At 36.6% G+C, this 24,335-nt stretch carries 22 protein-coding genes; 17 read left to right on the top strand and 5 right to left on the bottom strand.

The features are described 5' to 3' along the window. The first annotated feature begins 8 nt into the window (after positions 1-8). The 3 genes from BC6307_RS08770 (at position 9) to BC6307_RS08780 (ending at position 3,733) form a co-directional block, all read left to right on the top strand. The gene (locus BC6307_RS08770; RefSeq protein ID WP_235858044.1) at positions 9-1,109 is read left to right on the top strand and encodes an FAD-dependent monooxygenase; all 1,101 of its coding nucleotides are present in this window, start codon (positions 9-11) and stop codon (positions 1,107-1,109) included. Between the two features lie 151 nt (positions 1,110-1,260). After that, positions 1,261-2,331: an SEC-C metal-binding domain-containing protein gene (locus tag BC6307_RS08775; RefSeq protein ID WP_066411732.1), complete on the top strand. Its 1,071-nt coding sequence runs from the start codon at positions 1,261-1,263 to the stop codon at positions 2,329-2,331. A 223-nt stretch (positions 2,332-2,554) separates the two neighbouring features. Then, positions 2,555-3,733 (top strand): LL-diaminopimelate aminotransferase, encoded by a 1,179-nt coding sequence (locus BC6307_RS08780; RefSeq protein ID WP_084380149.1) that lies wholly within the window; start codon positions 2,555-2,557, stop codon positions 3,731-3,733. Between the two features lie 66 nt (positions 3,734-3,799). On the opposite strand, the gene BC6307_RS08785 is transcribed toward BC6307_RS08780, so the two are convergent. Beyond that, a complete protein-coding gene (locus BC6307_RS08785; RefSeq protein WP_066411730.1) occupies positions 3,800-4,129 on the bottom strand; it encodes a heme oxygenase in 330 nt (109 codons plus the stop codon). Between the two features lie 175 nt (positions 4,130-4,304). Here BC6307_RS08785 and BC6307_RS08790 point away from each other — a divergent pair, with 175 nt between their 5' ends. Further along, positions 4,305-5,321 (top strand): serine hydrolase domain-containing protein, encoded by a 1,017-nt coding sequence (locus BC6307_RS08790; protein WP_425319487.1) that lies wholly within the window; start codon positions 4,305-4,307, stop codon positions 5,319-5,321. A 68-nt stretch (positions 5,322-5,389) separates the two neighbouring features. Continuing rightward, a complete protein-coding gene (locus BC6307_RS08795; RefSeq protein WP_066411727.1) occupies positions 5,390-6,547 on the top strand; it encodes a glycerate kinase in 1,158 nt (385 codons plus the stop codon). A 40-nt stretch (positions 6,548-6,587) separates the two neighbouring features. Here BC6307_RS08795 and BC6307_RS08800 read toward each other — a convergent pair whose 3' ends face one another. Beyond that, complete coding sequence (locus BC6307_RS08800) at positions 6,588-7,085, bottom strand: hypothetical protein (RefSeq protein ID WP_066411725.1); 498 nt, start codon at positions 7,083-7,085, stop codon at positions 6,588-6,590. Between the two features lie 94 nt (positions 7,086-7,179). On the opposite strand from BC6307_RS08800, the gene BC6307_RS08805 reads away from it, so the two are divergent. From BC6307_RS08805 to BC6307_RS08830, 7 genes are all read left to right on the top strand, one after another. Further along, on the top strand, positions 7,180-7,764 hold the full coding sequence (locus BC6307_RS08805; protein WP_066411716.1) for a vWA domain-containing protein: 585 nt from the start codon (positions 7,180-7,182) through the stop codon (positions 7,762-7,764). 515 nt (positions 7,765-8,279) lie between these two features. After that, positions 8,280-9,617: a cytochrome ubiquinol oxidase subunit I gene (locus tag BC6307_RS08810; RefSeq protein ID WP_066411713.1), complete on the top strand. Its 1,338-nt coding sequence runs from the start codon at positions 8,280-8,282 to the stop codon at positions 9,615-9,617. Further along, a complete protein-coding gene (locus BC6307_RS08815; protein ID WP_066411710.1) occupies positions 9,614-10,627 on the top strand; it encodes a cytochrome d ubiquinol oxidase subunit II in 1,014 nt (337 codons plus the stop codon). The genes BC6307_RS08810 and BC6307_RS08815 overlap by 4 nt, the downstream gene beginning before the upstream one ends. 12 nt (positions 10,628-10,639) lie before the next feature. Beyond that, on the top strand, positions 10,640-10,741 hold the full coding sequence (cydS, locus tag BC6307_RS25720) for a cytochrome bd oxidase small subunit CydS family protein (RefSeq protein ID WP_412766289.1): 102 nt from the start codon (positions 10,640-10,642) through the stop codon (positions 10,739-10,741). A gap of 5 nt (positions 10,742-10,746) precedes the next feature. Then, positions 10,747-12,459 (top strand): thiol reductant ABC exporter subunit CydD, encoded by a 1,713-nt coding sequence (gene cydD / locus BC6307_RS08820; protein WP_066411707.1) that lies wholly within the window; start codon positions 10,747-10,749, stop codon positions 12,457-12,459. Next, on the top strand, positions 12,456-14,165 hold the full coding sequence (cydC, locus tag BC6307_RS08825; protein ID WP_066411704.1) for a thiol reductant ABC exporter subunit CydC: 1,710 nt from the start codon (positions 12,456-12,458) through the stop codon (positions 14,163-14,165). The genes cydD and cydC overlap by 4 nt, the downstream gene beginning before the upstream one ends. Positions 14,166-14,457: 292 nt before the next feature. Beyond that, positions 14,458-14,874, top strand: a complete 417-nt coding sequence (locus BC6307_RS08830) for a VOC family protein (RefSeq protein WP_066411701.1) — start codon at positions 14,458-14,460, stop codon at positions 14,872-14,874. 48 nt (positions 14,875-14,922) lie between these two features. Here the strand turns inward: BC6307_RS08830 and BC6307_RS08835 are convergent, their stop codons facing one another. From BC6307_RS08835 to BC6307_RS08845, 3 genes are all read right to left on the bottom strand, one after another. Further along, positions 14,923-15,468, bottom strand: coding sequence for a hypothetical protein (locus BC6307_RS08835; RefSeq protein WP_066411699.1), 546 nt, complete (start codon positions 15,466-15,468; stop codon positions 14,923-14,925). 11 nt (positions 15,469-15,479) lie between these two features. Next, the gene (locus tag BC6307_RS08840) at positions 15,480-16,412 is read right to left on the bottom strand and encodes a hypothetical protein (RefSeq protein WP_066411696.1); all 933 of its coding nucleotides are present in this window, start codon (positions 16,410-16,412) and stop codon (positions 15,480-15,482) included. Between the two features lie 90 nt (positions 16,413-16,502). Then, positions 16,503-17,372: a TetR/AcrR family transcriptional regulator gene (locus tag BC6307_RS08845; protein ID WP_066411694.1), complete on the bottom strand. Its 870-nt coding sequence runs from the start codon at positions 17,370-17,372 to the stop codon at positions 16,503-16,505. A gap of 143 nt (positions 17,373-17,515) precedes the next feature. On the opposite strand from BC6307_RS08845, the gene BC6307_RS08850 reads away from it, so the two are divergent. The 5 genes from BC6307_RS08850 (at position 17,516) to BC6307_RS08870 (ending at position 24,332) form a co-directional block, all read left to right on the top strand. Further along, a complete protein-coding gene (locus BC6307_RS08850) occupies positions 17,516-20,575 on the top strand; it encodes an efflux RND transporter permease subunit (RefSeq protein ID WP_066411692.1) in 3,060 nt (1,019 codons plus the stop codon). A 253-nt stretch (positions 20,576-20,828) separates the two neighbouring features. Beyond that, the gene (locus BC6307_RS08855) at positions 20,829-21,029 is read left to right on the top strand and encodes a cold-shock protein (protein WP_066411691.1); all 201 of its coding nucleotides are present in this window, start codon (positions 20,829-20,831) and stop codon (positions 21,027-21,029) included. 613 nt (positions 21,030-21,642) lie between these two features. After that, positions 21,643-22,905, top strand: coding sequence for a group II intron reverse transcriptase/maturase (ltrA, locus tag BC6307_RS08860; RefSeq protein WP_066422027.1), 1,263 nt, complete (start codon positions 21,643-21,645; stop codon positions 22,903-22,905). A gap of 169 nt (positions 22,906-23,074) precedes the next feature. Next, positions 23,075-23,575 carry a small multi-drug export protein gene (locus BC6307_RS08865; protein ID WP_066420141.1) on the top strand — a complete coding sequence of 167 codons (501 nt, stop codon included), beginning with the start codon at positions 23,075-23,077 and terminating at the stop codon, positions 23,573-23,575. 16 nt (positions 23,576-23,591) lie between these two features. After that, a complete protein-coding gene (locus tag BC6307_RS08870) occupies positions 23,592-24,332 on the top strand; it encodes a hypothetical protein (RefSeq protein WP_066420142.1) in 741 nt (246 codons plus the stop codon). The last annotated feature ends 3 nt before the right edge of the window (positions 24,333-24,335 follow it).

Consider the following 24,335-nt stretch of genomic DNA (forward strand, 5'->3'; position numbering starts at 1 on the left):
GGTGAAAAATGATGAATGTCCATGTGGATGTATGTATAGTTGGTGCTGGGCCAAGCGGAGCATTACTTGGATATTTATTAGCAAAAGAAGGCGTATCGACTATTGTTATTGAACGTACGTCTGGTAAGGTAGGTGCTTTTAGAGGCGAGCATATTAATGCTGAATCTGAGGCTATTTTACAAGAGCACCGATTATATGAAAAGGTAGAAACAAAAGGTCTACTGAAAATGAAAAAGGTAGAATACGTAGATGGCGAGCGAATAGTAAAACAAATTACACCGAATGATACGGCCGACCATGTAGGTATCCACGTTCCGCAAGATCATCTTATTCATACTATTTTAGATGAAGCTAGTAAACTTAAGCATTTTCAGCTTTTTTATAACACAACCGTTACTGAACTTTTACAGGATGAGAATGGCGCGTATTGTGGAGTGAAAGTAAAGAAAGAAAACGAGCATTTTACGATTCGTAGCTCGATCGTTGTTGGTGCGGATGGACGTTTTTCTACTGTACGGAAGTTAGCTGATATACCGGTCGAAACCATTCATCATGGGTATGATGTGTTATGGGCGAAAATAACTGCTCCATTTGACTGGGAGCCGACTGTTCGAATGCTTCAAGTCGAAGGTAATCAGCTTGCACTTTTTACTCAAACAGGTGGATATATTCAAATTGGTTGGAACATTAAAGAAGGCTCATTTAATGAATTGAAACAAACACCATTCGAAACATTTATGGAACCGTTAACGAAAAGCTTTCCGCAACTAAAACAATCAGTAGCTGAACTACAGTCTTGGAGGGATCTTATCTGCTTCCATGTTCATAGTTCTAAAACGGCAACTTGGGTAAAAGATGGGCTTGTCATTATAGGAGATGCAGCGCATACGATGACACCGACGGGAGCAATCGGAATTAATGCCGGCCTAAAAGATGCACACATTTTAGCACCAATTTTAACAGAAGCTATCGCTGAAATGAATTTTTCCAAAGATACGTTAAAAAAGTTTGAACTGATGAGAAGAGCAGAAGTGGAAGCGCAACAAGAAGGTCAAATTGTAAAAGAGAAAACATTCGCTGAGAACTTTAGACAAGTGTCAGTAGTGTAAGAAAAGTCATGAAAGAGCCAACTAGGCAATGTTCTAGTTGGTACTTTTTATGTTGGGAATGTTCTGAAAAAAGAAAAATACTATGTTTATTTATGAAAACATGTTAATTTAGTCTATGCGCATATTTTTCAACACGAAAGAGGTGACACCAATGACAAAAGTTGGTAGGAATGATAACTGCCCGTGTGGTAGTGGAAAAAAATATAAAAAATGCTGTGAAAAGAAAACGATTGTCTCGGTGGAACAGTTAGTTAGAAAAGAACTAGGTGACATACAAAAAGAGATTATCCATTTTGCATTAAGTCAATATAAATCTGAAATTGATGAATATGTTAAACCGGACATAGATGAAAGTAATGATTCGTTATACTATTATAGTGTATTATCCTACATAACGACTGTTAAGCGGAATGAAGGAAAAACAATACTAGAAGAATATGTAGAAAACAGTGAAATAAAAAGTACAAGACAAAAGACAGTTGATATAGTAGCATCATGGAAAGCTGCCACGCTTACTGTTTCGGTTGTTGAACGTATTGATGAACAAGCTAATATGCATGTTCGTAACGTTGTGACAAATGAACATATAATTGTCCGTGCGTTAGATACTGTTCAAAAGACGGAAGTTGGTAGTTTATTGTTTGGAACGATTCTACCTAATGAAGAAGAATATATTTTCTTCGTTGAGATGCTAACCGTTACTCGGGAAAAAGCGAACAACATAACGTCTAAATTGTTAAGCCAATCTGAACCTGCAAAATACTTACAATCAAACTTTATTGAATTGATTAAATGGTTTATTTTAGATGAATTTGATTCCGTTCAAGGTTTGGATGATGTACTTGTAACAACAGAAGATATGGAATGGAATACAGTCTCCCAAAAAGAAGTAGCAAAATTACTAGAAGAAAATGTAGCACGATATTGGGGAGAGGAAGCTTTTGCAAGTTTAGGAATTTCGTTATGGGAACAATTCTGTAGTCGAAAAAACCCGAGAATCCAAAAGCCAGCTCTTTATGCAGGAGCATTGATTTACTTAATTGACAAGCTAGGTCCTTACTCTAAAGATTTGACACAAAGTGGAATTGCAGAAGATTTCGGAATAACAAGTAGCAGCATTTCCGCAAAATATAAAGATTTAGTTACTGTTTTAGAGGATGAAATTTTAGCTATTAAACAAGATTTTAACGAAATGAATCTTGCAGTAGAATCAACTTCATAAATGGAAAGGTCCAAAATTCGGTCTAGACTGATTTTGGACCTTTTTTATTATTCATTTATTAAATTATTTTAGGGTTGGAAGGAAGACAATCAAAAAAGATATATAGTTTAATTTTTTGAAAAAACATAAAAAATTAAAAGTTTTTATTCCTTTAAAGCGAAAACTTGTTATAATGTTAAAATAAGTTTTTATACAATTTCAAATAAATAAAGAGGTGGCTAATGTGAAGATTACATTTTCACAAAAGATGAATGAATTTCCAACGCTAATTTTTTCAGAACTATTAGCATATAAAAAGAAACTACAACAAGAGGGGAAAGAAATAATTGATTTAAGTGTTGGGAGTCCAGATTTACCACCACCAGATTTTGTAAGAGAAGAATTGGCGAAACTAGTTCAAGACGAAACACAATACGGTTACTCTTTAACGGGTATTCCTTCCTTCCATGAAGCAGTTCGAGGGTACTATAAGCGAGAATTTCAAGTAGATGTTGATCAGGACACGGAAGTATTAATGGTTATGGGATCACAAGATGGACTAGTTCATTTACCGTTAGCATTCGCGAACCCTGGCGATTATATATTAGTGCCTGATCCTGGTTATACTGCGTACGAAGCAGCTATTTCCCTAGCAGGTGCAAAACCTTATCCAATGGCACTAAAAGAAGAAAATAATTTTCTGCCAGATTTGCAAACTATTCCGCAAGACGTATTGGAAAAGACTAAATTAATGATTTTGAATTTTCCAGGAAATCCAGTCCCTGCATTAGCTACTAAAGAGTTTTTTGCTAATGTTGTCCAATTTGCAAACGAGCATAATATCATTGTTTTACATGATTTTGCTTATTCGGAGCTATATTATGACGAGAAGCCGATTAGCTTCCTATCCATCGAAGGTGCGAGCGAAGTAGGTGTAGAATTTAACTCGCTTTCGAAAAGCTTTAATATGGCTGGTTGTCGAATTGGCTATGTAGTCGGAAATGAAACAGTCATAGATGGGCTTAATCGTTTAAAATCTAATCTCGATTACGGTGTGTTTATCCCCATTCAAAAAGCAGCGATTCAAGCATTAACTTATTCTGCTTCCTTTACGGATACGTTAAGAGCAACGTACAAAAATAGAAGAGATGTTTTAGTAGAAGGATTAAAAAGTATCGGTTGGGATGTAGAGTCCCCGAAAGCTTCGATGTTCTTATGGGCAAAAATTCCACAGGGATATACATCCATGGACTTTGCTTATAAATTGTTAGACGAAGCTGGAATTGTTGTGACTCCAGGTAATGCATTTGGTCAAGAGGGGGAAGGATACGTACGTATCGCACTTGTCCAAAGTGAAAGTCTTTTATTACGAGCAGTTGATAAAATAAAAGAAAGTAACTTGTTCTCTACACTTGTAAAATAGTAAAGTAATGAAAAAGAGCATTTTCAAATTTGGAAATGCTCTTTTTCATATAATCTAATGGCTTTATTATTCTTTAGGAAGGGCATGTAATACAGAAGCAACTTCTGCTACGACTATTTGGCTACCTAACATTGGAGATTCCCCATCATCAGCATTTTTCGGTCTGTTATGTGCTTGTTTAAAAATATCGCTGTTTCTCCACTCCATAAAATGTGCATGACTCTCCCAATGCATGTTAACACTTAGTTCATCATATTCTTCAAAGTTCTCGGCAACTAGTACTTCAACTTTAATGAAGCCTTCCATTTCTTGAAGCGGTCCTTCTTTCGTAAAATTAGGTGCTAGTTTTTTTGCAAATCCTTTTTTAGTTTTTATTCTGTTCGTAACGACGATCATGTCATTCCTCCTCTAATTTATTTCAATTATGTCTTAACAAGGATATTAACTATCCTATTTTCTCTACCAATAAGATTATTGCAAATAAAACCTGACAAATGCAAATAAAAGACCGAATGTGATTCTCCCAGAAAATTCTAATAATAGTGGTATAATAAAAAGAAGGGGGATGATTATGAAAAATTTAAAGATGTTAATAGAACAAACATGTAAATCAATTGATTTTTCTGGAGTAGTATCTATACAAAAGGGCCAAGAAGTACTTTTTCAATCTGCATACGGTCTTTCTAATAGAAGTGATAAAATAAATAACAAAATGGATACGAGATTTGGAATTGCTTCTGGTTGTAAAATATTCACGGCTGTTGCAATAAGTCAATTAGTAGAAAAGGGAGTACTTTCGTTCGAAACTAGATTGAAAGATTGCTTACCAATCACTTTTTCGAACTTTGATGAAAATATAACAGTTCATCAATTGTTAACGCACACATCTGGAATTCCTGATTACTTTGATGAAGCTGTTATGGACGACTTTGCTGATCTTTGGAAAGAGCGTCCTATGTATACAATCGAGCGTCTACATGACTTTTTACCGATGTTTCAGCATAATGAAATGATGTTTACGCCTGGCGAGAAGTTTCATTATAATAATGCAGGCTATATACTACTCGGCTTAATCGTAGAACAACAGAGTGGTTTACCGTTTACGGAATACGTAGAGAAGAATATATTTGTCCGATGTAGTATGGAAGGTAGTGGTTACTTTGAGTTACATAGTCTACCAGCACAAACTGCCCTCGGTTACATTGATAACGAAGATGGTACATGGAAAACAAATATTTACTCTATACCAGTAAAAGGCGGTTCCGATGGGGGAGCTTTTATTACTGCAGCAGATATGGTTAAGTTTTGGCAGAGTTTGCTTCGATTTCAATTATTATCGGAACAATTAACAAACATGCTTTTAGCACCACATGTTGTTGTAGAAGAGGATGATTGTTACGGTTACGGTGTATGGGTTTCTAAAAAGAAAAATGAAATCTTCAAATATCATGTAATGGGTTACGACCCTGGTGTTAGTTTTCACTCAGCTTTTTACCCAAGCAATGAACTTACAGTTGTCATTCCTTCTAATAAGTCAGAAGGAGCGTATGATGTGATGAAGACAATTGAGAACGCCTTAACATCATGAAGTAAATTAACTTACGTTAAATGAGCTTCAAATAGAGTGAATGGATCTATGTGATAGGAGGAGACAAAGTGAAAATTGTAGTTGCACCAGATTCCTTCAAAGGTTCCTTCGACAGTTTAAAAGCAACTCAAATCATTAGCCAAGCGATAAAAGATTTTGATCACCAAATAGAGGTGGTCGAAATCCCAATGGCTGACGGTGGAGAAGGAACTGTTTGCGCGTTATTACAAACAATCGGTGGGGAAGAAATAACTTGCACGGTAGAAGATCCGTTAGGACGTTTAATAGAAGCAAGTTATGGATGGCTCAAATTTAAAAAGGCGGCCATTATAGAAACCGCTTCCGCATCGGGGCTCCCGTTATTAACCTTAGAAGAACTTAATCCGTTACAAACATCTAGCTTTGGTACTGGACAGTTAATAAAAGATGCTCTTGATAGAGGTGCAGAAAACATAATTTTAGGACTTGGTGGTAGTGCAACGGTCGATGCTGGTGTTGGACTTTTTCAAGCGCTTGGTTTAATCGTCCTAGATAAAACAGGATGCGAGATCGATAGAGTAGGTGGACGTTTACACGAAATACATAGTATAGATATAGCAAACGTTGATTCAAGGCTTTATAATGTCAAACTGACCATTGCATCAGATGTTACGAGCCCACTATTAGGTGAAAAGGGCGCTGTGTACATGTTTGGTCCACAAAAAGGAATTACGACAGAACAGCTTCCATACTTTGAAAAAGGAATGGAACACTTTTCATATGTAATGAACAATGTGTCAGTACAGGATTACAGGTTGTATCCTGGTAGTGGAGCTGCTGGAGGAATTGGTTTTAGTTTATTATCATTGCTAGATGTACAGTTCGAAAGTGGGCTTAATCTTATTGTAGAAATGACGAACTTTCGTGAACATGTAAAGACGGCCGACTTAGTTGTGACAGGTGAAGGTAAAATTGATGGCCAGTCCTTAATGGGAAAAGTACCAGTAGGACTTGCTCGAATTGCGAAAGAAAATGGTGTGCCAGTTATTGTCATTACAGGTTCCATTGGTGATAATTCTTCTTTGCTTGAACAGGAAGGAATTAAAGCTATTCTTTCGATTGTAGACGGACCAATGTCGTTAAAAGAGGCAATTACAAACGGTGAGACACTTCTCTACGAAACAACAAAACGAATGATGAAACTATTGCAGATTGGAACGGTTTTAGGAAGACAGAAAAAAAGCTAAACATTTTCCTAGTTACAACTTAGACAGTCACTATCAATATTTAAGAATCTAATAGTTTTGCTCCTATATGTTCAAGAGCAATATTTACTTCATATATGTTGTATATTTTTTTCTCTAAGCAAAAAAGTATCGTTAGATCAAACATATCACTATCAGATAACGTATAACCGGCGGAACGTAATAGTTTGTCGGTTTGTTTTTTATCTAATTCTAGCGCTAATGCTAATTGGATTATCGTGTTTTTCCGTGGTCGGTAATTAGGCGTGGATCGTATTTTTGAAAAAAGCTTTCGGTCTAAGCCGGCCTTCTTATATACCTCCGAATCTTTCAAACCTTTCTTATCTATAAATTGAAACAGCACTTCGGTAAACGTAGGTTGCTGTTTTCTTTTAATAAATTGTTGTAATTCGATATTGATAACATTTTCGGAAATTTGTTTCTCCAAATAATAATCCGCATCCATAGAGTAAAGTACTTTTGGTTCCATATGTAGTGAGATGTATGCTTCTAATTGTTTTAATAATTCAGGATTAATCATTCCTTCATCCTCCGAAAATGTCGCTTTTAAGGCGACCATTTATTGGTTTTAATTGGCTATTATTATAGCATAAACAGAAGGAAGGATGATTTAGATGAACAACAAATTAACAGAAATAATTTTTTTATTAGACAGAAGCGGTTCCATGGCTGGTTTAGAAAGTGACACAATTGGAGGGTTTAATTCGTTCGTTAAAAGGCAAGGTGAGTTACCGGGAGAAACTAAGTTAACAACTGTTTTATTTGATGACGTCTATGAAATCTTGTGGGACGGTGTTTCTGCACATTCTATTTCATTAACGGACAATGAATATTTCGTTCGAGGTACCACTGCTTTGCTTGATGCTGTAGGAAAAAGTATCGTGTCGGTAGGCAACCGATTGAAGAGTACTTCAGAAAAGCATCGTCCAGGCAAAGTAATCTTCGTTATTACAACGGACGGCATGGAAAATGCCAGTCGTGAATTCACTTATGAAAAATTAAAAAAGCTAATTACTCATCAACAAGAAAAATATAACTGGGAATTCATTTTTATGGGAGCAAACATAGATGCCGTTAAAGAAGCAGATTCGCTCGGCATATCTATCGATAATGCCTTCCAGTTCGAAGCATCAGAAAAGGGTGTGGAAAAAATGTATGATGTAGTTTGTGAGGCGGTAATAGATAGAAGAAATATATAAACTAATAAGAGAGTGATAGCCTTTGTAGGTTGTCACTTTTTTTAGTTTCATGTATAAAACTGGAGAAATGGTGCGGTCTAGTATCCTAGGATGCAATTGAGCTGCAAAAGTTAGCAAAAAACCGTACTGGTGCATAAGCCCGGAAAAGTGGTTCAATCCAACCCGGAAGTGGTGCATAAATCTCCGAAACTGGTGCAATCGAGCGGCAAAAGTCAGCATAAAATTTCCGTCGATACAAAAATCAGTCACAAGTACATTCCCGCCACCTCAAGCAGCACCAAACTTACATCTTCCTGTCTAGAGCAAGGAACCTGCATTATTGTCTATTGTTTCAAGCATTTACTCCATATATAATGTAAACTTCTTAGTAAACATTCTAACCCTCCCATATTCTTCCGTCACAAATTCGCTACTAATTCGTAACAAATCTGTTCAAAATGTGATATATTTCACAAACAAATTCGGTTTATACTGTATATATAATGTGTAAAGGAACAGTAAATGAGGTGACATAAATGGAATCAGTAGAGTTTAGTAGGTACTTGTCTATGTTAACACTATCCGTTCACGTTGTATTTGCGACGGTCGGGGTTGGGGTACCGCTTTTTATTATGGTTGCGCATTGGCTTGGATTAAAGCGGAATGACGATCATTATTTATTAATGGCAAAGCGTTGGGCTCACGGATATGTCATTAGTGTAGCAGTTGGTGTTGTAACAGGAACAGCAATTGCCCTCCAACTAGCATTATTATGGCCACGGTTTATGGAATTCGCTGGTCAGCTAGTGGCACTTCCATTATTTATGGAGACGTTCGCGTTTTTCTTTGAAGCTATTTTTCTAGGAATATATTTATATACGTGGGATCGTTTCAAAAACCCGAAGCATCACTTCTACCTTTTAGCACCTGTGCTGATTGGTGGTGCGATGTCGGCGCTATTTATTACGTCCGTAAATGCGTTCATGAATACGCCACAAGGTTTTGCTGTATTAAATGGTGAATTAACAAACATCTCTCCTCTGCTCGCGATGTTTAACCCAGCGATGCCGACGAAAGTAGCACACGTGTTAACTTCAGCGTATATGACAGCGGGTTTCATACTTGCATCAATTGCTGCTTTTCACTTAGTGAAAGGAAATCGTCATGAATATCACCGTAAAGGGTTAGCTTTAACGATGAAAGTTGCTTTTGTTTTTACAATAGCAACAGCGTTAGTTGGAGACTTATCTGGTAAATTCCTTGCTGAGTATCAACCAGAAAAGTTAGCTGCTGCGGAATGGCATTTTGAAACAGAAGGGGAAGCACCGCTCGTACTTTTCGGTGTCCTTACGGAAACAAATGAGGTAAAGTATGCTATTAAAATTCCGTACGCATTAAGCTTTTTAGTGCATAGTAATTTTACAGGAGAAGTAACAGGATTAAATGATATTCCAGAAGAATATCATCCACCATATATTATTCATTACTTCTTTGATATTATGGTGTCGATTGGAATAGGACTTATGTTGTTGTCACTCGTTTATGTGATAGGTCTTAAATTTAATTGGTCCATCATTCGTTCTAAAGTTTTCCGCTGGGGCTTAGTTGCGTCAGGTCCGTTGGCGATGGTTGCGATTGAAGCTGGTTGGTGGTTTACCGAGTTAGGACGTCAACCTTGGATAATGAGAGGATATATGACGACAGCTGAAGGTGCGACAACTTCACCATACGTCTGGGCAATGTTTATCGCCTTTGCTGTTTTATATTTTATTTTGATGGTTGGAACGATTGTCGTATTAACTCGGATGTTTAGAAAAAATCCAGTTGAAAATGAAATCGAAAAGATACGTGAGAAAGGGAGTGTTGCCGTATGACGATTGAAATATTAGGTATATCCGTACTATGGCTATTCCTTTTCGGTTACGTAATCGTTGCCTCGATTGATTTTGGGGCTGGATTCTTTAATGCGCAAACGCTCTTAACAGGAAAGCATCATATCGTAAACACTGTCATTCAAAGATACCTTTCACCAGTTTGGGAGATTACGAATGTGTTCCTTGTCTTCTTCTTCATTGGCATGGTAGGTTTCTTCCCGAAAACAGCATATTATTTTGGAACAGTACTTTTAATTCCGATTAGTATTTCTATCATTCTTTTAGCGCTACGCGGAAGCTATTATGCTTTTGGTACGTATGGTACGAAAGGTCATAAAGGATACACGTTAATGTACGGTGTTACGGGAGTGTTAATCCCTGCGTCATTAACGACAGCGTTAATTGTTTCTCAAGGTGGATTTATTAAAGAAACGGCAGCAGGTACGTTAGAATTGGATTATGTTGCGTTGTTTACTAGTCCGTTTGCATGGTCCATTATTGTTTTAAGTTTAGTAAGTGTTCTTTTCATTTCTGCTAGTTTCTTAGCTTATTATTCATCAGTAGCGGAAGATAAAGGAGCGCTTAAGTTATTTAGAAAATATACGTGGATATGGAGTTTTCCAACACTTATCACTGCTTTAGGTATTATTATCGAGATGAAATGGCATAACCAAGACCATTTTCAAGGAATGCTAAACCTGTGGTGGGTGTTTGCCTTATCCGCAATTGCGTTTGCTGTAAGCTTATGGTTCTTGAAAAAAGCAAGATACGGCTGGTCGTTTATTTTTGTAGTGCTACAGTTCGCATTAGCGTTTTATGCTTACGGTGTGTCACGCTATCCGTACTTACTGTATCCAAACTTAACGATTTACGACAGTTTCACGAATGAAACGATGGCAATATCATTAGTAGTCGTATTTATTTTAGGATTAATGTTATTAATTCCATCACTATATTTAGTGTTTAAGCTATTTATTATGAATAAACCTTACATTAAAAAAGGTGTATAGGAGGAGAATACAATGCATAACTTTTTACTGTTTTATGCACCGCTCCTTATCGTATTGTTAGCTATTTTCACTTCTTTTCTAGTAGTAGGAAAAAGTACAAAATATGAGGAGTAATTAGGATGAACACACTTCAGAAGTTAGCGCGTGCGCAAAAGGGACGGTTCTACAGTCTATATAGTTTATCTATCGCTTTTGGAATCATCGTCGTTGCACAAGCTTACTTCATTGTGTCGATAGTCGATGATTTATTCCTCGGCGAAAAAAGTTTTCAACAAGTCATTCCATTTTTTATCGGTTTAGCAGTAGTGCTCTTTATCAGGGCACTACTTTCATATAGTTCTGGACAAATTGGTGTGAAAATGGCTTCCGTCGTAAAAAGTGAGTTTAGAAAAAAACTTCTTCAAGCCTATTCTGGGCAATCTATATTAACATCTTACAAAGGTCAATCTGGTAAAAAGGTTAGTGTAATGCTTGATACGGTAGATGAAATTGATAGTTTTTATAGTAAATACGTACCACAACGTATTTTGTCTACGGTAGCATCCGTTATCATTTTAATTGCGGTCTTTTCGCAACATTTCTATTCAGGATTGATTATCATCATAACCGCACCTTTCATTCCGTTATTTATGGCGATTATTGGAATGCATACGCAGAAAAAATCGGAAGAAAAGCTAGAAAGTTTAAATACGTTTTCTGGTCGATTCCTTGATACGCTTCAAGGGTTAACGAGCTTAAAGCTATTCGGTCGATCTCACCATTATAAAGAAGTGATTCGATCTAGTTCTCTTCATTTTCGTGATTCAACGATGGACATATTAAAAGTTGCGTTCATGTCTTCTTTAATGCTCGAGTTTATCTCGATGTTAAGTATTGGACTCGTAGCGTTAGAGCTAGGGTTGCGTCTCGTAGTCTTCCAGCAAGTTAGCTTCTTTACAGCATTTTTTATTTTGTTGTTAGTACCTGAATTTTTCCATCTATTAAAAGAACTAGGGAGTGCTTTCCATGCAGGGCGAAGCAGTTCAGGAGCTGCAGCAAAAATAGAAGAGGCGCTTGGAGAGGAAGGGAAAAAGACTTCATGGGGTGTAGAGAAACTTTCTAATAATAGAGTGGAAGTGAAGCTCCAAGGTGTAGGGTTTTCCTATGGGGAAGGTTTTGCTCTCCAAAAAGTAGACTATACTTTTCCATTCATAGGGCAAATTGCAATCGTTGGCCGAAGTGGGGCAGGGAAAACGACTCTTTTACACGTAGTAGCAGGTTTATTGCAACCTACGGAAGGTGATGTGGTCGTTAACGGTAAAAATAGAAACGATTATGAAGAGAAAGAATGGTTTCAACACGTTAGTTACATTACGCAACATCCGTACCTTTTTTCTGGCTCTATTGCAGAAAATATTGCTCTCGGACTAAAGGTAAATGATTCGGATATGGAAGAAGCAATTAAAAAAGCGAATATTACAGAACTTGTTGAATCATTGCCAGATGGAGTAAACACGGTGATTGGTGAAGGTGGTCGAGGTCTTTCTGGCGGAGAAAAACAACGGATTGCTTTAGCACGAGCTTTCTTAAAGAAACCATCTATTATCCTTTTTGACGAACCTACATCAGGGCTTGATTTAATGACTGAAAAATTATTACAGCAATCGATTAGAGAAATGGCGAAACATGCACTTGTCATTACAGTTGCTCATCGATTACAAACGATAAAAAGTGCGGACCAGATTCTATTTGTACAAAATGGAGAAATAGCTGCGATCGGTACTGATGAACAATTAAGAACTAGTGTAATAGGTTACGAACAATTATTTAAAAAAGGAGGGGAAGTGCAGTGAAAGAATTAACCCGTATTATTTCTGTTCTTTTAAAAGAGAAAAGAGATGTCGTTTTATCCGTTCTGTTCGGTTATTTAGCAGGAATAGCTGCTGTCTCTTTGTTCGCGGCGAACGGATTTTTAATTTCTCAAGCTGCACTTGAACCACCTTTATACGTATTAATTGGGATGGTTGCGGTGGTGAAAATTGGAAGCATCATTCGTGCGACAAGTCGTTATGGAGAGCGCCTTTTTTCCCATCGTGCAACATTTACGATGTTAAGTGACTTACGTGTTTATTTTTATGAGCGTATTGAAAAAATGGCACCTAGCAAAATTCAGCAGTTTAGAAGTGGTGACTTACTCGCACGTATCGTTGGAGATGTGGAAAGCTTGCAAAACTTCTTTTTACGAGTCGTCTACCCACCTATATTAATGGTAACTGTCTTTTTAACGACGTTACTTTTTCTTTCTTTTTATTCGATAGAAGTTGTTATTCTGTTAACAGTTGGGTTAATCGTCACAGGTTTTGTTATCCCGGCGTGGTTTGCGAAAAAACAGAGAGCATTAAGTGGAGGAATAAGGGAAGAACGTGCAAAATTTTCAACGGAAGTTACGGAGTGGTTTCAAGGGTTCCGAGAGTTGAAAATTCACCAGCAATTAGAGAAGAAAGAAGAACAGTTAATTGCAGCCTCCGATGCTTATGTAGAAGAACATAGAAAGTCCGAATCTGAGGTGAATAAAAACCATTCTATTAATTTAGGAGCATCGTTTGTTATTTTATGGTCTGTTTTAGCTGTTGGTGGTTATTTAGTTGCTAGTAATCAGTTAGATGGTATCTTCTTAGCAATGATCGTGATGATTAGTTTAAACGTATTTGAACACTCTACTCCGATGGCCGCTTTTCCAGTGTATTACGAGGAAAGTGAGAGAGCGGCAAGCCGATTGCAGGATGTTGTGTCAGAAGATAAAAGTGACAAAGAGAATACGGTTGACTTACCAAAAGGACCACTGTCTATTACGTTGGATCATGTTCACTTTCGTTTTCCAGGAGAACTACGTGAAACGATTCGTGGAGTATCCCTGGACATTAAAGCAGGCTCAAAAGTGGCAATTGTTGGTGCCAGTGGTTCTGGTAAATCAACATTGCTAAAACTTTTATTAAAAATGTATCAAATAAATGAAGGCTCCTTTCGTATTAGCGGTGTGCCAATTGAAAACATTCAAGCAGAAAATATTTGGGCAAGTACAAAAGTTATTTTACAAGAAAATCAATTTTTTTCAGGAACGATAAAAGATAATTTATTGGCAGCAGAAGAAATGCATGATGAAGAAGTCGCGTTTTTACTAGAAAAAGTGGAACTTTCTCATTTTAGTCCAACTGATCCTGTTTTAGAAAAAGGAGAAAACTTATCTGGCGGAGAAAAGCAAAGACTTGCAATGGCGCGTGCACTAGTAAAGAGTGGGAACCTTTGGTTGCTAGATGAACCAACTTCTTCCTTGGACGGTTGGACGGAGCAACGAATGTATCGCCTATTAGAGGAACACGCAAAAAGTGACACAGTTATTCTAGTAAGTCATCGTCTCACAGGTCTTGAAAAAATGGATCAGATTATCGTCATGGACCACGGAAAAATAATAGAAAATGGTTCGTTTGAAGAGTTAATGGTGGCTAATGGGTACTTTTACGAATTAAAAGAACTAGAGAAAAATATAGTTGAATTGTAGCAGACAGAGTACGAAATCTACTGAAGATTTTGTACTCTTTTTTTAAGTGAATATGTTAAAGTAGAATCATATCAGAAGATTCTAATGATCTCTCTAATGAGGTAAATGAGTTTATGAACCAACATCCTGCATTAGCATATAAAGTCTACCGATTTTCATTTAGTACGGTTCCTACTATTTAGGCGGAAAGATTGGAGAAACAATCGCAATCTTACAAATAACTTGTTTTGAAGTACAGCTTTTCGTCCATCCTTATAGGTGGAATACATAATTAAAAGGGAGTGTTTACAAGATGGGTGTAAATGTTTATTTAACGTTTCAAGGTAATTGTCGTGAGGCTGTAGAATTTTATGCTGAAGCCTTTCAAACAGAGGCACAAATTATGACATTTGGGGAAGCACCTCCGAATCCGGAGTTTCCGCTTCCAGAAGAGGCAAAAGATTTAATTATGCATGCGAGACTGATAGTAGAAGGTAGTCCTATTATGTTTTCTGACAATTTCCCGGGCTCACCGCACGTAGAAGGGAACAACATTACGTTAGCAGTCATTAGTGATGACCGTGAAAAAATCGAGTCTTACTTTCATAAGTTAAAAGAAGGCGGAAAAGTTGGCATGGAGCTTCAAGAAACGTTTTGGAGCAAATGTTACGGTTCAATTACAGATAAGTTTGGGATTGGCTGGCAAGTTAGTTATCAAGAAGAGGAATAAGCGGAAGAAGAGGCGTTCCAAATTCGGAGCGCCTCTTGTTGTTCAATCTTAAGGCCATTTTTTAAATTGGCGAAGATGTACTAAAAATATGATCATGATAACAAACGTTATGACATTTAAAAAAATGATTAGACCCGTTAAAGTACTACTATAAAAATTCATCCCAAATGTTTGTAATATTGTTAACAAGACGAATAGTGATGTATAAACTTTCAATAGATTGGAGGTTCCTCTATACAATAAATCAGATTCAAGCTTTTTGGCGAGCTCTAGCATTACTTGGAACGTATAAAAGATTAATATAAACTGCACTATTTCTAATAAAAAGGAGTAAGTACTCCAAAATGTAAATACTTGCTTTTTTATTTCGTTTTGGGCAATAAATATAGTTGGTACAGAAAAGAAAATAAGTGCTAATGCAAATCCTCTCGCTTTTTCTACGTGGATAGTAGGATATTTAGAAACAATAATTCCTAGTCCGGTGTAAATCAATATGTATCCAATTGGATCAGGTAAAATATCGATAAAAACTAGATGAATTTCTATAAACACAAATAGAAATCCCCAAAACAATTTTCCAAATCCTTCATTCATATATTCAACACCTACTTATCTTTTTTAATTAACTCATTAATTTGTTCTTGATCCCAGTACGGTCGGTCGTATATATAAATAGGGAAGTTAAAACTGTTACCAGACTCAGTTTCTCCCACCACTTCGATGGAGAATTCTAAGTAACTTGGAAAATCTTGATTAGTTATTGTCGTAATATTAGCCCAGTAACCTTCGTCTATCGATATGGGCATATTAGATTCCGTTAATGGAACCCCTGGTAGTTGATTCCATGTTTGGTCAGCTAAATCGCTAAAGTGGTGAGAGTTCCATTTTCGGTATGCTTCTAATACTCTCTCGTGATCGGTATCGATTTTCATATTAATTTTGTTTCCAAGTAATTCGTCGAAAGAACTCACCACATTATCAATTCGTAATGTTTCCAAAGCGATAAAATAGTTTTCTTGTTTATGATCACTACTACCTGCACTCAAACGCTGATCAACAATATTTGTGTAGTTTCTTTCCTTTATAGGGTGTATCTTTATTTCCCCGATATTAACTGTTTGAGTCGTTCCATCTGATAGGTGTACGGTTACTTCTTGAAAAGAAAAACTAGGATTATTCATTACAATCTCCGAATCCAACCTAACAGTAAGAGTAGATGTCATTAAATAATGGTGAGTAAATTGTTGTTCATAAGAAATTTGATTAGAATGATGCCAAAAACCGAAATTTTCATTTGCAGTGTAAGCATGAAATGAATCGTCAACCCTTACACTTGTAATGGTAACTGGATTATGTTTATTAACTAAGTAATATAACGAAAACCTTACTTCTGGATCTTCTTCCATATATTCTTTTACATAATAATGTTTCATGAAAACTGGTTCATTTATTTGTTTTGATTGGAAAAATAAATAGTTCCCGACGGCACTAATGAATATAAGTATAATGAACAGCCATAAATATCTTTCTTTTATCATATAAAACCCCCCTTAACAACATAACATGGAATTAGCGAAAGTTCTGCAAAAAAATAGCAAACCTACCTCTATACGGTAGAGATAAGTTTGCTATTTCTTTATTAAGTTATTTATTTTATTTATATATTTTTCGAATGAAGGATATTCTTGAAAATTTGAAAGTATTCCAGAGATAACCGGTTTTCGAGGATGTTCCCGTTTAAATTCTTCTTCAATGACTTCAAGGCTAATGAGAAAGCTTTCATTATCATCATAATTATCTACTTCTTTTCTCATCGCTTTTAAAAGATCCTCTATACTTTCATCTTTTGTTTGAAAAAAATTCGTTTTAAACTTTGACATGGCTAAGTTTATTTTTTCTTCTTCTATTAATGGGGCGGGAGAATCCCGTAAAAATCCTTCGACAATATAATCTGTTCGTTGTAGAAGAGAGGATACTAGTTTTTCCACATTAATAGACGATTCTTCGAAAAAGATGATTTTTAAGTATGCTTGGAACAACCCGTCAAAACTAATCGTTAAGTCCCAAAGGTAATCGTGAACTTTTTCCCCATAGATTGCTTGCAAGTTCGTATAAATAAATAGATGATTTTCCATGACCATTTGGTAAAGGAATTCTTTCACTTCTTCTGTTTTAGGTAATGCCTGTTCCCTCGTTTGCATAATAATGAATTCACGATGTGAGAGAAAGGACTTAATAAGTTCGGTTAACACTAGCTGAAATTTCTCACGCGGTGGTAAGTTCATTTCATCGATTTTAGCAAAATTGTGTTTAATATCCTCGTAGTAATATTTAAAAATGGAAAGTAATAGCTCGTCCTTCGATTTGAAGTGTAAATAAAACGCACCTTTAGAAATTCCACTTTCGGTTGCGATTTCTTGAATAGAAGTGGCAGAAACCCCTTTTTGAGCGAATAATTTTATTCCAGCTTTTATAATTAATTCTTTTTTATCTTTCAACAGTAATACATCTCCTGATACATACTATATTGGTTGACTTATGACTAGGTGGTCAGTTATATTATATCTTGTGATGACTAGGTAGTCAATTGACCAATTGAACGTAATCAAAACATCTTAAGTATTAAGGGAGAGAAAATATAGTGAAAATACCAAAGTTTGCCGTCAAAAGACCAGTAACAACTATCATGATGATGTTACTAGTGCTTTTATTAGGTTTCACATCATTAACAGGATTGAAACTAGATTTAATGCCAAATATAAACCCACCTGTCGTAGCGGTTATGACTACATATCCAGGTGCAGGTCCAGAAGAAGTAGCCGAAATGGTTACGAAACCGTTGGAGGAAGTCATTGGGACTAGTTCTGGATTAAGTATGTTGCAGTCTAGAAGTAGTTCGAATTCGTCTTTAATTATCGCCCAATACGAATGGGGTGCAGATATATCGGAAGTTCGAGAGGATTTAAGTACAACGATTGGTCTCGTGCAACTTCCTGACGGTGTAGAACGTCCGATGCTTGTAAAGTTCGACCCAACGATGATGCCGATCATGCAATTTGCAATTACTAGTGGAGAAGACTTAACTAAACTACAAGAACTAGTCGATGAAGTGGTCGTTCCGCAATTACAGAATATTGACGGTGTTGCAAGTGTAAGTGTTGTTGGTGGATTTGAAGAGGAAATAAGTGTTCGTTTAGATGAAGAAAAGCTTATAGAAAATGGGTTATCACAAGAACAAATAGTACAGCTCATTCAAGCTAATAATTTAACGTTTCCTGGTGGAATGATTGAAGAAAATGGCGAAAAGTTAAGCTTACGTGTGTTAGCAAAAGTGGAATCAATCGATATGCTTAAAGATTTACCTGTAAGCATTCAGCCGAGTGAAACGGAACTAGAAGTTGTTCGGTTGGAAGATGTAGCAGTAGTTGAGCTTGCACCAGTCGATTCTTCATCAGTTGCAAGATTAAATGGTGCGGAAAGTTTACTAATTAGTGTTCAGAAGGAAGGTACAGCAAACACAGTTCAAGTTTCAAATCGTGTTCAAGATAGAATTGAAAGTTTACAAGAAAACCATTCTGAAATAAATATTTCAGTTGCAATGGATCAGGGAGATATTATTAACCAATCTGTTTCTAACGTATCTCTTGCGCTAATTTTTGGAGGTATTTTTGCAGTAGCAGTTATTCTTCTATTTTTACGTTCCATTCGCTCAACCATTATTGTTGGGATTGCGATTCCGTTTTCAGTAATTGCAACGTTCGTTTTAATGTATTTCTCCGGTATGTCTTTAAATATCATGTCGCTTGGAGGATTAGCGTTAGGGGTTGGGATGTTAGTAGATAACGCGATTGTTGTTATTGAAAATATTTATCGTCACTTAGCGAACGGTTCTTCGAGAAAAGAAGCGGCAATTAACGGAGCGAGTGAGGTAGGCGGTGCCATTACGGCTTCTACTTTAACAACGTTAGCGGTGTTTTTACCAATTGTTTTCGTAGGAGGAATGGTTGGAGATTTATTTAAAGAGCTTTCCTTAACAGTAGCTTTCTCATTAATTTCCTCTCTAATAGTAGCATTAACGGTCGTTCCAACGTTAGCTGGATTATTACTGAAAAAAGAAAAAGTGAAAAAACCGCGAGAGTATAAATGGTATCAAACCATTATTAAATGGGTGTTGAGTCACCGACTAATTACATTATTGGTTGCAGGGGTTATTTTAATAGGGTCTTTAGCACTAACTCCAAAAATCGGAACAGAATTTATGCCTTCCCAAGATGAAGGAATATATCGAGTTGATGTAGAGCTTCCGATGGGGGCAACATTTGAAAGAACGATGGAAGTAATCGAAAGACTAGAAACAGTTATTTTAGAAGATAGTGATACGGATTTAGTTACGGCATCCATCGGTAATTCTGATCCGATGATGGCGGCAGTTTTAGGCAGTGGAGAAAATGAAGGTTCTTTAACAGTAACGTTAGTATCTGGTGACGAAAGAAATCGATCTACATTTGAAGTAGTAAATGATTTAGAAGAAGTTATTGCAGATTGGAATGAGGACGCAGAAATTTCTGTAAGTGTGTCGAATTCAATGGAGGCGATGGCTGGGGCACCAAATATGATTGAAATTGTTCTTCTAGGTGATTCTAAAGAGCAATTAGAAGAGTACTCTAGTGAATTAGCAAGCCGCCTATCCGAGTATGAACAGTTTAAAACTGTGACGGATTCAGTCGAGGATGGTAAACCTGAGTTCCAATACATCGTTGATAAAGATGAGGCATTTAAATATGGATTAACTTCCTATCAAGTTGCGTCCTTCATTAATCAGTCATTACAAGGGCAAATTGCAGCAACCATATTTGATACGCAAGTTCGCGTTTCTGTGAACGATATTTCCAATTCAAAAGAAGCAATTGAAGAATTAATCATTTCAACACCAACAGGTCAACAAGTAGAATTAAAAGATATTGGTGAAGTAGTACGTGGAGAAGGACCGGTAACTGTTGTTCGCGAAAATCAACAAGATACTATTATCGTATCAGGAAGCTTTGATGGTGCAGACATGGGATCTGTTATGGTTAACGCACAAACTGCTATCAATGAAATGATAGACGATTTAAATATTGATACGGAAAGATTTACCATTAAGATGGCTGGTGGAGCGGAGATGATGGATGAGTCATTTGCTCAACTTGGTATAGCGCTTATTTTAGCAATTATCTTTGTATACATGGTAATGGCTAGTCAGTTCGAGTCATTAAGACAGCCGTTTATTATTATGTTTACTTTACCATTAGCAATCACGGGGGTTATATTAGGATTACTGTTAACTGGATATGCTTTCGGTATTACAGCATTCATTGGCATTATCATCCTTGTAGGTATCGTCGTAAACAATGCGATTGTATTTATCGACTATACAAACCAACAACGTGCGAAAGGCTTAACTGTACATGAAGCGTTAGTGGAAGCAGGAAAAGCAAGATTACGTCCGATCATTATGACAGCTTTAACAACGATGCTAGGGTTATTACCATTAGCAATTGGAGTTGGAGAAGGGACTGAAATGCAAGCACCGATGGCGATTGCGGTAATTGGTGGATTGTTTACTTCAACCTTATTAACACTTGTTGTAATTCCAGTAATCTACAGTCTAATGGAAAGTCGTAAAGAGAAAAAACAAATGATGAAAGAAAAAGAAGCGTAATTATATTAAAAATACAGCCAGACCTATTTTAGGTTTGGTTGTATCTTATTAAAATAGCCGAAAAAAAGTTTTTCGTAATTTTTTTAAAAAGAAGTTTGCTATTAACTGACCAATCTGTTATGATAAAGAAGAATTATTTTTGTTCGGTACGTTAGAAAGGAAATAAAGTATTTAAACTTTTCGCCTTTGATATCTAATTGTGAGCAATAATAGTAATAAACAGTGGCAAAAAGCCACACAGGAGGAAATACACATGCAACAAGGTACAGTAAAATGGTTTAACGCAGAAAAAGGTTTCGGATTCATCGAAGTTGAAGGTGGAGAAGACGTATTCGTACATTTCTCAGCTATCCAAGGCGAAGGCTTTAAATCTTTAGAAGAAGGCCAAAAAGTTACTTTTGACACAGAGCAAGGTCAACGTGGACTTCAAGCTACTAACGTAGTTAAAGCATAATAATGAAAAAGGACTCTCATTTTAATGAGAGTCCTTTTTATTTTAAGGACGTCTTAACATCTTTCCCAATAGGAAAGATGTTTTTTTAGTGTGCCAGGCATGTTCATCAACTCGACGGTGAAAGTCCGTTATGGGCGTTGGGATATGCGAACCATTAGTCGAAGGCAAGGGTGTCCGTGGCGACGCGGAATCTGAAGGAAGCCCTAGGCAAACCCTCGGTCTGAGGTACACGAACCACATTCGAGGTTCTCTGTTCTAGGATGAGTTTGCTAAACAAAACAAAGTCCGAAATATCCCCAGATAGAACAGGAATAAATGTGGCAGATATATGAGGGGAAAGTGGATGAACTTACCCTGGGAGATCTCTTAGTACCTCGCTAGAGAACCTACTTAGCGATAAGTAGCTGAACTAAGAGAAGTCAGCAGAAGTCATAGTACCAACCGAATGGTTGGGAAGGACGGAACGAAAGGAGCGACTATGTTAGAGCCATTTACAAGATAACAATGACATAGCCAACATAAAGACTATGAAAAGAGCAGAATGCTCGGAAAGCAGAAGCATCTTTTGTAGTGTGGAGTTACTCTTGTACAACCTTGATGACATAGGAACAATATGAAATTTACTAAAACACTGATAGAGATGATATTAGAAAAGGATAATCTAAACCAAGCCTTCGAAAAGGTCAGAAGAAATAAAGGAGCAGCAGGAGTCGATGCGAAAGATATTGAAGCTACTCGCCTTCACTTAAAGGAAAATGGTGCAGAAATTATCCTACTTATTAAACAAGGTAAGTACAAACCTCAGCCAGTAAGAAGAGTTCAAATACCTAAATCAAACGGTGGGCTTCGAAACCTAGGAATTCCAACTGTGACTGATAGAGTCATCCAACAGGCGATGGTCCAAATACTAACTCCGATATTTGAACCTCAGTTTAGCCAATATAGTTATGGTTTTAGGCCAAATAAAAGTGCGCACCAGGCTATAGAACAAGCAAGGCAATATATAGAGGAAGGATACAACTTCGTTGTAGATATTGATTTAGAGAAATTCTTTGACCGAGTACAACATGATAAGTTGATGTCCCTAGTCACCAAGTCAATTTCAGATAAACCTACTCTTAAGTTAATAAGAAGATACCTACAAGCTGGAATTATGGAGAATGGTGTAGTAACGGTAAATAGAGAAGGTACACCACAAGGTGGACCACTCAGCCCATTACTTAGCAACATCATCTTAAATGAGCTTGATAAGGAGTTAGAAAAGAGAGGCCATAGGTTTGTCAGATATGCAGATGATAGTAATATCTACGTGAAAAGCCTAAAGGCTGGAGAACGAGTGAAGACAGGAATCACAGAATTCATAGAAAAGAAACTAAAACTAAAGGTGAACGCTGAGAAGAGTGCCGTGGGAAAGCCGAATGCACGTATGTTCTTAGGAGTGAGCTTCTACAAGATTGGAAGGAAGACTAGAGTATACGTGCCAAAGAAAACAAAGAGTCGTTTCGAAGAAAAGCTCAAGAAATTAACTAACCGTAATTGGGGAGTAAGTATGAAGTATAGAATTCTGAAATTGAACCAACTCATTCAAGGATGGGGTAATTACTTTAAAGTTGGAGATTTGAAGAGATATGCATCAGACCTTGATGCACATATACGTCGAAGACTAAGAGCTTGCCGATGGAAGGAATGGAAGAAGGTACGTACTAAGTACAGAAACCTAATGAAATTAGGTATATCAAAAGAAAAAGCATTGAAGAACGCTAACACCAGGAAAGGATATTGGAGAATGTCTAACTCACCAATCCTGGATAGAGCATTGAATAATGATTACTGGCGTAATCAGGGTTTGAAGTCTCTTTCAAAAGTAATTTTATAAACTTTCGAACCGCCGTATACCGGACGGTACGTACGGTGGTGTGAGAGGTCGGCGCCGCGAGGCGCCTCCTACTCGATTTTTTATTAAATTTAATCTTTTATTTCTCACTCACAAGTGTTATAGTGTGTATATTGATATATACACTATAACACTTTTAGGGGGAAGACTAATGGGTTTTTTAGATTTATTATGGGCATATATTTTAGTTTTTGTATTTGCGGCAGTTCCGTTTTTTGAAGCGTATGGAGTTATTGCGCTAGCTATTTTTGCTGGACTTCCAGCAATACCGGTAGTTCTAATCGCGTTGATTGGTAACATCTTAACCGTTTTATTATTAATTCTTTTTGTTAACAAAATAAAAGAATGGAGAAAGAAACGTAAAGGTGATGAGGTAGATAAGGAACCTAGTAAACGAGCTAGACGTGCACAAAGTTTATGGAAAAAGTACGGTTTACCAGGATTAGCGTTTATAGGACCTTTACTAGTTGGAAGTCATTTAACTGCATTCATGAGTATTAGTTTTGGGGGAACAAAAAAGAGTACTTCAGTTTGGATGATGGCAAGTATTATAGTGTGGGGACTTGTGTTTGGAGTACTAACTTATTTTGGCATTGATTTCTTAGGGTATGGAGATAGAGGATTTTTTAATGATATGATATCCAATGATTAACACGGAGGGATTGTAAATGTATAAGCAAGCATGGTGGTTAGCTAGACAAGATTTAAAACAAAGTATTTTTCCAATTATCTTTACTATAATAGCAACCATTGTTTTTGCGGGGTTTGCAAGTTTAATACTAGACCAATCAATTAGATATATGTTTGATTCAGAAGATGAATATTATAGCTTTGTTGTAATCGATTTTATGTTTTTTATACTAACCCCATCGCTCGCTGCAATTTTTATGTCTAGACCTTATTTAAGCTTTAGGACGATAAAAGAAGATCCCTTTAGTAAAATCATGGCATTTTATCGAGCGCTACCAATACCTGTTAAGGTGATTTCTTTAAGCAGGACGTATATTATGTTAGTCACTGTGTTTATCATGGGTACTACTTACTTTTGTACAATATTTGTTTTATTACGCGCCGATATATTCCAATTCGTTCATAAGAGCGACTTCATTGTATTGTTCCTTCTTTGGTTCGGCTATTCGTTAGCGATAGGCGGAGTTAATACGTTTATTGAATATGGAACGAACGGTAAGATGTTACATGTTTTACCTTATATCCTTATTGGGATTTTTATTGTGGTAGCGTTTGTTTTTCACTATTTTTTTCAAATAGGAATAGTAGAGTGGACGCTTTATTTAGCAATGAATATAGGTTGGCCGATTGTAATACTATCCTTTGTCATTGGAGTTTTAGGATGTTATTTGTGGTATAGAATGCTTACTGCTCGATTGCATACTAGGGATTACTTGTAGTGG

Source organism: Sutcliffiella cohnii (genome assembly GCF_002250055.1).
Lineage (GTDB): Bacteria > Bacillota > Bacilli > Bacillales > Bacillaceae_I > Sutcliffiella > Sutcliffiella cohnii.